The organism is Methanoculleus sp. UBA413 (genome assembly GCF_002502935.1).
Taxonomy (GTDB): Archaea; Halobacteriota; Methanomicrobia; order Methanomicrobiales; family Methanoculleaceae; genus Methanoculleus; species Methanoculleus bourgensis.
In genome coordinates, this window is record NZ_DAQR01000001.1 from 47898 (window position 1) to 55348 (window position 7451).

General features: G+C 62.6%; 8 protein-coding genes. 4 read left to right on the top strand and 4 right to left on the bottom strand.

Features of this window, described 5'->3' with window-relative positions:
- Nucleotides 1-268 precede the first annotated feature (268 nt).
- On the top strand, nucleotides 269-1510 hold the full coding sequence (locus tag BP858_RS00260; protein WP_286878525.1) for a chloride channel protein: 1242 nt from the start codon (nucleotides 269-271) through the stop codon (nucleotides 1508-1510).
- An 81-nt stretch (nucleotides 1511-1591) separates the two neighbouring features.
- Entirely contained in the window at nucleotides 1592-1852 is a 261-nt protein-coding gene (locus tag BP858_RS00265) for a DUF3303 domain-containing protein (RefSeq protein WP_286878521.1), read from the top strand.
- Between the two features lie 74 nt (nucleotides 1853-1926).
- Here BP858_RS00265 and BP858_RS00270 read toward each other — a convergent pair whose 3' ends face one another.
- The 4 genes from BP858_RS00270 to BP858_RS00285 are packed head-to-tail and all read right to left on the bottom strand — an operon-like array spanning nucleotide 1927 to nucleotide 5424.
- Complete coding sequence (locus BP858_RS00270) at nucleotides 1927-2652, bottom strand: ABC transporter ATP-binding protein (protein ID WP_286878522.1); 726 nt, start codon at nucleotides 2650-2652, stop codon at nucleotides 1927-1929.
- Complete coding sequence (locus BP858_RS00275; protein ID WP_014866264.1) at nucleotides 2652-3704, bottom strand: FecCD family ABC transporter permease; 1053 nt, start codon at nucleotides 3702-3704, stop codon at nucleotides 2652-2654. The genes BP858_RS00270 and BP858_RS00275 overlap by 1 nt, the downstream gene beginning before the upstream one ends.
- Before the next feature lie 14 nt (nucleotides 3705-3718).
- Nucleotides 3719-4912: an ABC transporter substrate-binding protein gene (locus BP858_RS00280; RefSeq protein ID WP_014866265.1), complete on the bottom strand. Its 1194-nt coding sequence runs from the start codon at nucleotides 4910-4912 to the stop codon at nucleotides 3719-3721.
- Nucleotides 4909-5424, bottom strand: coding sequence for a hypothetical protein (locus tag BP858_RS00285; protein WP_014866266.1), 516 nt, complete (start codon nucleotides 5422-5424; stop codon nucleotides 4909-4911). Before BP858_RS00285 ends, BP858_RS00280 begins: the two co-directional genes overlap by 4 nt.
- A 338-nt stretch (nucleotides 5425-5762) precedes the next feature.
- On the opposite strand from BP858_RS00285, the gene BP858_RS00290 reads away from it, so the two are divergent.
- Both BP858_RS00290 and BP858_RS00295 read left to right on the top strand, forming a co-directional pair.
- Nucleotides 5763-6899 (top strand): XRE family transcriptional regulator, encoded by a 1137-nt coding sequence (locus BP858_RS00290; protein WP_014866267.1) that lies wholly within the window; start codon nucleotides 5763-5765, stop codon nucleotides 6897-6899.
- A 4-nt stretch (nucleotides 6900-6903) separates the two neighbouring features.
- Nucleotides 6904-7380 carry a DUF4411 family protein gene (locus BP858_RS00295; protein ID WP_286878523.1) on the top strand — a complete coding sequence of 159 codons (477 nt, stop codon included), beginning with the start codon at nucleotides 6904-6906 and terminating at the stop codon, nucleotides 7378-7380.
- The last annotated feature ends 71 nt before the right edge of the window (nucleotides 7381-7451 follow it).

The window sequence follows — 7451 nt, forward strand, 5'->3', positions numbered from 1 at the left end:
GGTATTGCATGGACAATATTAGATGAAATGATACACTACCCTGGAGGGATGCCCTCTCGTAGCCCGCGAACCTGCCGGCAGGAGGATTCGCTTCGGGGAGAAATTGCTGTAACAGAGCGATCAGCGAGATACCGGCGGCTGCCGGCACTCCCCCGGAACGATTGCCCTTCCCGCAGATTGGCCTCCGGCGGGAGCGAGGGTACGAGATCGCCGCCTGACCGGAAGTAAGATTAACCCGGAACGCTGAACGGGCCGTGTCGTGCCCGCCATGGAAACCCTTGCAGGTGGTACCGGTGACGACCCGAAACTCCGGCAGATCGTCCTCATCGCGCTCATCGCCATCATCTTCACGGTCGCCTACCTGAGCCTCTACGGGCTGCTCAACAGGGCCATCTGGTTCGAGGGGGGTGTCCTGAAACCGCCCCGCTGGGCGATCCCGGTCGGTGTCCTTGCGTTCTCGCTCCTCGTCGGCCTCTGCCGGAAATACCTGCACGCACCGACCGTGATCCATGGCGGGTTCACGGAGTCGCTCAAGGGAGGCGGGGAGAAACCCGACTACCGGACCTTCCCCGGCGCCCTTCTCTCTTCGCTCTTCTCGCTCCTCTCCGGGGCAAGCGTCGGCCCCGAAGGGGTCATCACCGTCCTCATCGGCTACATATCGTCCTACACCCGGGATAGGCTGAAGATCAGATCGGCGACCGCCGAACTTGGGTTTGATGTTGCGGCGCTTGCCTCGGCGTTCAACGGCATCATCGGCAACATCCTCTTCACAGGGATCTTCGCCACCGAGTTCCAGGTCGGCGGGAGCAGGAGCGCCCTGAAATTCCTCACCTGGAACCTGCTCGCCGGTACCATCGGCTACCTCGCGTACCTGCTCCTCGGGCTCCCCTCGTTCGCCCGGAGCATCCCGTTTGAGCCGATCAGCGAACTGAACCTCGCCTACATCCTCTACGCGGTCGTCCTCGGCATCCTCGGGGTGCTGCTCGCGGTCCTGATGGGGCTTTCCATGCAGGCCGCGGGGACTGTCATGGAGAGGGCATTTGGCGACGCAGTCATCACCCAGACCCTCGCCGCGGGGGTGATCATCGCATGCATCGGCTACTTCATCCCTGAAGTGCTCTTCTCCGGGGAGGGGCAGATCCACGGGATCCTCGCCGACCCGGCCCGGTTCGGGGTTGGGATGCTTCTTTTCATGGCAATCCTGAAGGTCCTCCTGCTTGCGCTCTCGTTTAAGAGCGGGTATCTCGGCGGCCCGATCTTCCCCGTCATCTTCTCGTCCACGCTTGTGGGGCTTGCCCTGCACCTGCTCTTTCCGGGCATACCGGTCTCAATCTTTGTGCTCTGCATCGAGGTCGCCGCCATTACCCTGGCCCTCGGGGCACCCCTGACCGCCATCCTCCTCGTCGTGGTCGTGGGCACGGCCGACCAGAACATGATCGTGCTCCTCGTGATCTCCGCCGTCACCGCCATGCTGCTCGGTGCCGCCGCAAAAGAGAGGATGGGCACCTGATTTATATACCCGGGTGCCGATGACGCCGGCAGTCCGCCCCGGCATGGCCGGTGTGCGGCATAAGAACGAGAGGATGGAGCCATGCAGTTCATAAGCATATTCACCTGGGAGCCCGGGAAGACGGGCGAGGTCAGGGAAGCGCGAGCCGCAGAGAAGATCCCGGACGGCGTGCGCCTGATCAACGAGTGGGTCGACCTCGGGAGCAACACGGTCTTCCGGTTGATCGAGACAGACGACCCCGCAGCCCTCCTGATGATCAGCAGCCCCTGGGGCGACCTCGGCTACAAAGAGGTGCACCCGGTGATGGAATCAAAAGAGGCGCTAAAACTGCTCAAGAAGTAGAGAGGGTCCCTACGCCCTCTCCTTCAGCCGTCCCGGCCTGACCGGGACCACATAGGGTGCCGGGAGGTCCTGTTTCACCACCGCCTCGATCCCGTAGACGCTTCCGAGCATCTCCGGGGTGAGAACCTCCTCCGGCGCCCCGTAGCCGTAGATCGATCCTTCCGCAAGAACCAGGAGGCGGTGGCAGTAGGTTGCCGCGAGGTTGAGGTCATGGAGCGCGATGACGACCGCAAGACCCTCTCTCTTCGGCAAGACCGTGAGAGGACCTCCATCACCGCCATCTGGTGACGGATATCCAAGTTGCTCGTCGGCTCATCCAGGAGGATCACCCCGGTCTCCTGGACGAGCGCCCGGGCGATCATCACCCGCTGACGCTCCCCGCCCGAGAGTTCGGCAACCTTCCGGAACGCGAGCCCCCCAAGGTCCAGGAGGTCGAGCGCCGCGGCCACCCGCTCCTCGTCCCCCGGGCTCACCGTCCAGTTCAGGTAGGGCCGCCGCCCCATCAGGACCGTCTCAAAGACCGTCGATGCGGTCTGGTTCCCGGCAGACTGCGGCACGTAGGCCATCGCTCGGGCAACCTCACGGCGGTGCATCCCCCCAAGATCCCGGCCCCCGAGCACCACCTTTCCTTCCTGCGGGCTGAGCATCCCGTCGACGCACTTGATCAGCGTCGTCTTCCCACACCCGTTCGGCCCGACGAGCCCCAGGACCTCCCCGGCGTCCACCGAGAACGAGATGCGAGAGAGGACCGTGCGGTCCCGGTAGGCAAACGAGAGGTCATCGACCGAGAGCAGCGCCATCAGGCATCCCTCCGGTGCATGAAGAGGTAGATGAAGAACGGCACCCCGAGGAACGCGGTCACGATCCCGACCGGCAGGACCTGCGGCGCAAGGATACTCCGGCCGACGCTGTCGGCGGCAAGGAGGAGGACGGCCCCCACGAGCCCTGACGCCGGGATGAGGGTGCGATAGTCGCCGCCGATGGCCATCCGGGTGATGTGCGGGGCCACGAGCCCGATAAACCCGATGGTGCCGGTGAAACAGATGATCACCGCGGTGATGAGGGAGGCGACCATCATGAAGACCATCATCGACCGCTCCACCGGCACCCCGAGGCCGGCCGCCACCTCGTCACCTTCGGCGAGGGCGTTGAGGTCCCAGGCCCGGTAGATGAGGTAGGGGACGGTGCAGGCGATGACGAGGGTCACAAGCCCGAGTTTTGGCCAGGTGGATTTGCCCACCGACCCGAACATCCAGAAGACCACCGCCTGGAGCTCTTCGGCGGTCCCGACGTACTGGAGGAGTGATGTCACCGCAGAGAAGAGGTACATGAGGGCGATGCCGGCGAGGATCATCGTCTCACTGCTCACGCCCCGGTAGCGGGCCATTCCGTAGATGGCGACCGATGCAAGCAGGGCGAAGAGGAAGGCGTTTGCGATGATGAGGTACTCCCCGCCGACGAACCCGGCACCGAGGACGATGGCGACCGACGCCCCGGTGGCGGCTGCCGAGGATATCCCGAGGGTGAAGGGGCTTGCGAGCGGGTTTCTGAGGATACCCTGCATGACTGAACCTGCCACCGCAAGCCCGAACCCTGCCACGACCGCAAAGAGCACCCGGTGGAGCCGGTAGTCCCAGACGATGACATCGGCCATCTCGGGGGCGGTGAAGGTCTCCGGGAAGAGGCCGGCGAGGATGGCGAGGTAGGACTCGCCCACGGTGAACCCCGCCGACCCGAGGGTGACCGCGACCCCGACGAGGATGACGAGCAGGGCGAGGAGCCCGCCGATAAAGACCGTCCGGGTCTTCTTGAGCCGGGCGTACCCCTCACGCAGAATGACGCTCTCTTCCATGGGCATCTTCCCGGTCAGGGATAGACGAACGCGCCCTCTGACGCGAGGTTGAAGTCAAGCCCCTGGAACTCGGTGAGGTAGCGCTGGTGAACAGCGTTCGGGTCGAGGTCGGCGAACCGCTCCGGGTAGAACCACTTCGCGAGGTAGGCGGTCCCGATGAAGTGCTGGGCGCCGCCGAGGATGTCAGAGTGGATGACGTAGACCCGGTCGTCCGCCACCGCAGCGAGCCGCGTCCACCCGGGGCGCTCAAGAATGGCCGACTGTGTCGCCTCGAGCGCCGCGACGTCGTGCCCCACATACCCGCCGGCCGCCAGCTTCTGGCCGGTGAGTTTGACGACGACCTCTGGGTTGCTGACGATGACCGCCTCAGGGTCGATCTCCGGGTACTCGGCGGATTCACCGGCGAAGGGGTTGTACCCCCCGGCGATCTCCAGTTTCTCGTTATACCCGGAACCTGACGCGAAGGTCTTGTAGTCGGCCCAGTACTCGAAGTAGACCCGGGTCTTCTCATCGTCCGGGACGTCGGCCGTGCCGGCCCTGATTCCGTCCATGACCGAGGTGTAGAAGCGGGCGAACTCATCGCCCCGGTCTTCGCACCCGGTCGCGGCCGCGATGGTTCGGATCTCGCCCGGGTAGGTGGCCGGCTTGAAGCAGTCAAACCGCAGGACCCTGATGCCCGGGCTGCTCGCATCCAGTTTCTGCTGGATCTCGTCGCAGGCGGCGGTGCTGATCGTCGCGTAGAGGAAGACGGCATCCGGCCTGAGGGTGAGGACCCTCTCCATGTCAGGGGACCAGATCGACCCGACGTTCGCCTTCCCTCCGCATTCGGGGAAGAAGGTGCTCTTCTCGTGACTGTACTTGTCGACGGCCACGACCTTCTCCATAGCAAACCCAAGCGACCGGAGCGTCTCCAGGGACTCGCCGGTGAAGGTCACCACCCGGCGGAGAGGGCGGGAGAGGGTCAGGGTCTGCCCTGAGGAGTCGGTGATCTCGAGGGGGCGTCCGTCCCAGCGGGCGAGGACCCAGGCGGCGTCCTGGATATCAGTCCGGGTGAGGTCTCCTTCGCCGACGAGGTAGGCGAGGACCGCGGCCGTGTACTCGGGCTGGTCAAGGACTCCGTTGCCGTCAGCGTCCCCGGGGATGCCGGCGGCAGAGGCCGTGCCCGCGATGAGGAGGAGCGCAACGGCGAGGAGGAGGTGGCGGTTCATCGCCGACCACCCCGGTATGCCACGAGGAGGAGGCCGGCAACTGCTATGAGGGCGGTGCAGGGCGACCCGGCCCGGGCATCTGCGGGTGAAGGGTCGCCCGCTCCTGGAACATCGATACCGTCCACAGCAACGCGTGATGGAGGAATCTCGCCGTGGGATTCAGCGATGAAGTCCTCCCATGTTCCTATGATATCCCCGCTCCCGGAGGCGGGGGCCTGGACCGAGTAGGTGATCGATGTCTCGTTCGTCACTGCAAACGCGACCCTCTGCCCCCGGACAAGGACGCGATCGTCCGGGTGGTCGGTCCCCGCGAAGGTGTAGCCGTCCGGCAGGGTCTCGACCACCCCGCCGAGGGTCATGCCCTCGACTGCGAGGGAGACGGTGAAGACTTCGCCGGCGCCTGGTTCGGCGGTGGAGAGGCTCCGGATTACCGGGGTGCCGCATGCCGCGACCGGGACGACCATGAGCAGGAGGGCGAGGCAGAAGAGACGGTTTGCCGCGGATCTCATCATGCGTTTTCTGTTGTCAATTTGGTGATATGAATGTTTCTTCTTGTGCTAAGAAGTCTGAACATCCTGCATGCTGTAGTGTGTGGGTCGTCTCCTCCGCCCCGGGGGATCGTCGCTGCAGCCCGGGGTGGTGCTCGTGGACCATTTCACTGCATTTCGTGGGGGGGATCGCCAGCCACACGCGAAGGGTGACGGCGGGGGAGACGACACAGACGTCAAGGCAACAGTGCGGGTGAAATTTTAATTGCAGTGAACCGGTAGACCATAGCAATACTTTTATTCGGTCGATGAGTGATTTTTATATCACCGGACAGGAGAAAGCGTCCCGGGGAACAGGGCATATGAGAAGAACGTCTCCGAAGGTCAACGTCAGCCCCCCTGTCATGCGATGGCTGCGTGAGAGTTCAGGCTGGTCGCTCGAAGACGTCAGTGGCCACCTGCATGTTTCGGTTAACCGGGTTTCGCAGTGGGAACAGGGCGGTCAGGCACCCACGCTAAACGAGGTGAAGCGACTCGCGAAGGCATACCGGCGCCCCCTGGCAGCGTTCTTCCTCGCGGAGCCAGAGGAGGAGCAACCCCTGCCCCGGGACTTCAGGAGGCTCCCCGGAGGGGCACGCCCGCTCACGAAAAGGACACTCCTTGCCATACGAAAAGCGCGGAACCTGCAGATGATCAGTGCGGACCTGATGAAGAACCTCGACCTGACCACAGGGACGGACGTGGTCGGTGCCCAACTGACAGACGACCCTGAAGAGGTGGCCGTGGAGGAGCGTACAAGGCTTGGGATACCTGTTGCTGAACAGCGGTCCTGGAAAGACGCCTATGAAGGGTTCAGGGCATGGCGAGACGCCATTGAGGAGAGGAACATCCGCGTATTTCAGTTCCCGATGGAACTTGAGGAACTGCGTGGCTGCGCCCTGATGGACCATACCCCAAACGCTATTGTCCTCAACTCATCAGACATCATTCAGGCACGGACGTTCACGCTCCTCCACGAGTATGGCCATATCCTACTGCATGAGCCGGCCCTCTGTACCCCGGATCGTCCCGTCATCGGGGAGACGCATGAAGCCAGAGTAGAGCAGTGGTGCAACCGCTTTGCGGGCGCCATCCTCATGCCGCCCAAGGATATCACCGAGGATTTTACCCGGCATGGCATCGATGGTGTGGGAAGAATCGCAAACAGGTACCGCGTCAGCCTCGCAACGGTCCTGACCCGCCTGGTCACACTCAACCTCATTGCCCAGGAGCGGTATCAGGCGGAGATGCGTAAACTCCAGAGGAAAGGGGCTGTATCCACGGAGCAGGGCGGCGGTGGCGAATCATCAGCAAGAAAAGCACAGAGGGAGCGGGGAGAGGTATTTGTCTCCCTTGTGCTGGAGAACACCCGGAGAGGGTACATTACACACAACGAAGCGCTTGACTACCTGGGAGTCAAGGTGAAACATCTGCGAGAGTTAACAAAACCGACGCCGTGAGATAATGCCGGGTGACGCCACGCTGTACGTAGTAGATACCTCATCCCTGATCGAGATGAAGTGGTATTATCCGATCTCTATTTTTGAATCGCTCTGGATGAAATGCGAGACCTTGATGCATAACTCGCGAATGTGTGCCCCTGTTGCTGTCTTTGATGAATTGAACCATAAAGACGATGAACTTACTGCGTGGGCAAGGGGGAACTACAAATATCTCTTCCAGGAGTGCACGGATTTCCAGGTGGAAATGGTGCACGAGATCCTTTCAAAGTTCCCGAAATTGATCGATCCCAACCGGGAAACTGAACAGGCGGATCCATTTGTTGTGGCCCTGGGACTTGAGCGAAGGGATGGGCCGCAAAAATCTCTCGTGCCTCTGGAAGTTGTTGTGGTCACCCAGGAGCGATCGACACCGGAACGCAGGACCGCGAAGAAGAAAGTGATCATTCCAGAGGTTTGCCGGCACTACAATCTCCCCTGAATCACCCTCATCAATATGATCGCACGAGAGGGCTGGAAGTTCCAGGCAGCGCCTGCTTGCACATACTGCCG

Excerpts from the sequence above, each read along its gene's own strand:
- BP858_RS00275 (WP_014866264.1), bottom strand. The coding sequence starts at position 3,704 with ATGGAAGAGAGCGTCATTCTGCGTGAGGGGTACGCCCGGCTCAAGAAG.
- BP858_RS00280 (WP_014866265.1), bottom strand. The coding sequence starts at position 4,912 with ATGAACCGCCACCTCCTCCTCGCCGTTGCGCTCCTCCTCATCGCGGGC.
- BP858_RS00295 (WP_286878523.1), top strand. The coding sequence starts at position 6,904 with ATGCCGGGTGACGCCACGCTGTACGTAGTAGATACCTCATCCCTGATC.
- BP858_RS00265 (WP_286878521.1), top strand. The coding sequence starts at position 1,592 with ATGCAGTTCATAAGCATATTCACCTGGGAGCCCGGGAAGACGGGCGAG.
- BP858_RS00290 (WP_014866267.1), top strand. The coding sequence starts at position 5,763 with ATGAGAAGAACGTCTCCGAAGGTCAACGTCAGCCCCCCTGTCATGCGA.
- BP858_RS00285 (WP_014866266.1), bottom strand. The coding sequence starts at position 5,424 with ATGATGAGATCCGCGGCAAACCGTCTCTTCTGCCTCGCCCTCCTGCTC.
- BP858_RS00260 (WP_286878525.1), top strand. The coding sequence starts at position 269 with ATGGAAACCCTTGCAGGTGGTACCGGTGACGACCCGAAACTCCGGCAG.
- BP858_RS00270 (WP_286878522.1), bottom strand. The coding sequence starts at position 2,652 with ATGGCGCTGCTCTCGGTCGATGACCTCTCGTTTGCCTACCGGGACCGC.